The following is a 2,436-nucleotide window of genomic DNA, read 5'->3' on the forward strand; positions in this document are numbered from 1 at the left end:
AGTGATCACTCCGCCGCGGCGTTCTGGCCGGGACCGCCGACGAAGCCGGCGGGATCGCCGAACCGCTCGATCATCACGGCGGCGAGGTCCTTGGTCTTGCTGGTGACGCAGGCGCCGGAGCGCACGGTGTAGCGGTCCTGATGCCGAGCATGCGGCGGCGCCTCGCCCTTCTGCAGCGCGCGGGCCGCTTCCATCACCAGCTTGCGGAAATGCATGATGCCGAGATCAGTCGGGCCGAGATGCTCGCGGGTACGATCGGCGATCGGGCCCTGGCTGTCCTGCACCGCGGCGTCCTGCTCGGAGACGCCCTTGATGCCGGTGTAGCTCTTGGTCCGCTGTAGCCTGCGGTCGATCAGATAGTCGTTGGCCTTGTTGCGCAGCGGCACGTAGTTCTCGTCGACGACAGCCATCACGCCGTTGCCGTTGGCATAACCTTCCCGCTCGGCATCGGTCAGCGGCCGGTGCGGATTCCAGGCATAGGTGTAGATCCAGCAATTGGTGTCGGTGACCGGCACGAAGGTCTGGCCGAACATGTTCTCGCCCGGCATCGAGCTCGGCGCGTAGCTGTGGAACGGCATCAGGAACTGGGCGATGCGCCAGTAGATATTGTCGCTGCCGGTGAGCCGTCCGCCGGCCACCGTGAGACCCGCTTCATGCGGATTGATCTTGATCACCGGGCGCGGATCCTCGGCGATCCAGCGCATGTGATCGGTCGCGACCCGCGTCAGCGGGTTCACGAAATGCTTCTTGATGTCGAGGATCTCGTTCTCCTCCTTCTCGAAGGAGAGATGCGCGAAGGTGAAATGCGCGGTGTCGATCGAACCTTCCACCGCCTGCACCCAGTTGCAGTCCTGCCACTTCTTGGTGACGAAGCGGTGCGAGGCCGGCAGCAGCGCCATCTCCAGCGCCGGCAGTTCGGGCATCTGATCGGCCGGGCCCATATAGGCCCAGATCATGTCGCCCCATTCGCGCACCGGATAGGACTTGATCCGGATCAGGTCCTTTGCGTTGAGGTCGGGATACGACGTCGGCATGTCGACGCAGCGGCCGTCGGTGTCGAACTTCCAGCCGTGATAGACGCAGCGGATGCCGCATTCCTCGTTGCGGCCGAGCCAGAGATTGGCGCCGCGATGCGGGCAGTATTGGTCGATGACGCCGACCACGCCTCTCGTGTCGCGGAAGGCGAGCAGCTCCTCGCCCATCACCACGATCTTCTTCGGATCGCTGTCCGGCTCCGCCAGCTCCTCCGACAGCAGCACCGGAATCCAGAACCGCCGCAGCAACTCGCCCATGCCGGTCCCCTCACCGGATTCGGTGAGGAATTTGTTGTCCTCGGCGCGAAGCATGGGCGGTCTCCCGATTTTATTTTCGTTGCAGTTCGTAGGATGGGTGGAGCGCGGCGATACCCATCACACTTGCATCCACGCAATGAGAGGATGGGTTTCGCTGCGCTCTACCCATCCTACGCACCACGCAATTTCTCACACCGGCCGCTCTCCCTTCACGGTCACGCGGGTGCCGGAGCGGGTGTGCGGCCAGTAATCCCACATCGCGCGGTGCTGGGCGCAGCGGTTGTCCCAGAACGCGATCGCGTTCTCGGTCCAGCGGAAGCGGCACTGGAACAGCGGGTTCTCGGCATGCTGGTAGAGATAGGCCAGCATGGCGTCGCTCTCGTCGCGCGGGATGCCGACGATGAAGCGGGTGAAGCCGCGATTGACATAGAGCGATTTCTTGCCGGTCACCGGGTGGGTGCGGACCACCGGATGCTCGGCGCGCGGATAGCTCTGCTTGTCGGCGACGCCGTAGTTTGCATACAGGCCGCGATAGGTCTGCTCGCCGTCATGCAGCGCGGTCAGCCCGTCGAGATAGGCCTTCATGCGGTCCGACAGCGCCTCATAGGCGGCGTACATGTTGGCGAACAGCGTGTCGCCGCCGCGCGGCGGGCACTGCTTGATGTAGAGGATCGAGCCCATCGGCGGCTCGAGGTCGCAGGACACGTCGGTGTGCCAGCCCTCGCCATTGGCGCGCGGCGAATCCTTGTCGGCATAGATCTTCATCAGCGCCGGATCGCCCTCATTGGGCGCGGCGGGGTGCACATGCAGCTCACCGAACTTGCGGCCGAAGGCGAGATGCTGGTCGGGGCTGATGTGCTGATCGCGGAAGAAGATGACGAGGTTTTCGGCGAGCGCGCGATGGATCTCGTCCACCTGGCGGTTGGAACGCGCATCGCCGCCGACCAGCTTGCCGATATCGACGCCGGAAATCTCCGCGCCGATGATCGGCGTCAGCTTCTCGACGCCGATGGTCTCATAGGGCTCGGATTGGTCGGCGAGGTGGCGGTAGCGCGGGCCTTGCTTGCCGGACAGCGAGCTCATGGGCGTTCTCCCGATGGTTCTTGTTTTGACCATCGTAGCCCGGATGGAGCGAAGCGCAATC

Annotated in this window: 2 protein-coding genes; both read right to left on the reverse strand. The window is 64.3% G+C overall.

What is annotated here, in order from left to right; genetic code table 11:
• Positions 1-5: 5 nt before the first annotated feature.
• On the reverse strand, positions 6-1,346 hold the full coding sequence (locus tag AKL29_RS38445; protein WP_050387772.1) for a Rieske 2Fe-2S domain-containing protein: 1,341 nt from the start codon (positions 1,344-1,346) through the stop codon (positions 6-8).
• Between the two features lie 135 nt (positions 1,347-1,481).
• On the reverse strand, positions 1,482-2,375 hold the full coding sequence (locus tag AKL29_RS38450) for a TauD/TfdA dioxygenase family protein (RefSeq protein WP_028337354.1): 894 nt from the start codon (positions 2,373-2,375) through the stop codon (positions 1,482-1,484).
• Positions 2,376-2,436: the final 61 nt, after the last annotated feature.

It is taken from the genome of Bradyrhizobium pachyrhizi (genome assembly GCF_001189245.1).
GTDB classification, from domain to species: domain Bacteria; phylum Pseudomonadota; class Alphaproteobacteria; order Rhizobiales; family Xanthobacteraceae; genus Bradyrhizobium; species Bradyrhizobium pachyrhizi.

What these genes read in the sequence shown, in the direction of transcription:
- AKL29_RS38445 (WP_050387772.1), bottom strand. Translation starts at nt 1,346, where the DNA reads ATGCTTCGCGCCGAGGACAACAAATTCCTCACCGAATCCGGTGAGGGG.
- AKL29_RS38450 (WP_028337354.1), bottom strand. Translation starts at nt 2,375, where the DNA reads ATGAGCTCGCTGTCCGGCAAGCAAGGCCCGCGCTACCGCCACCTCGCC.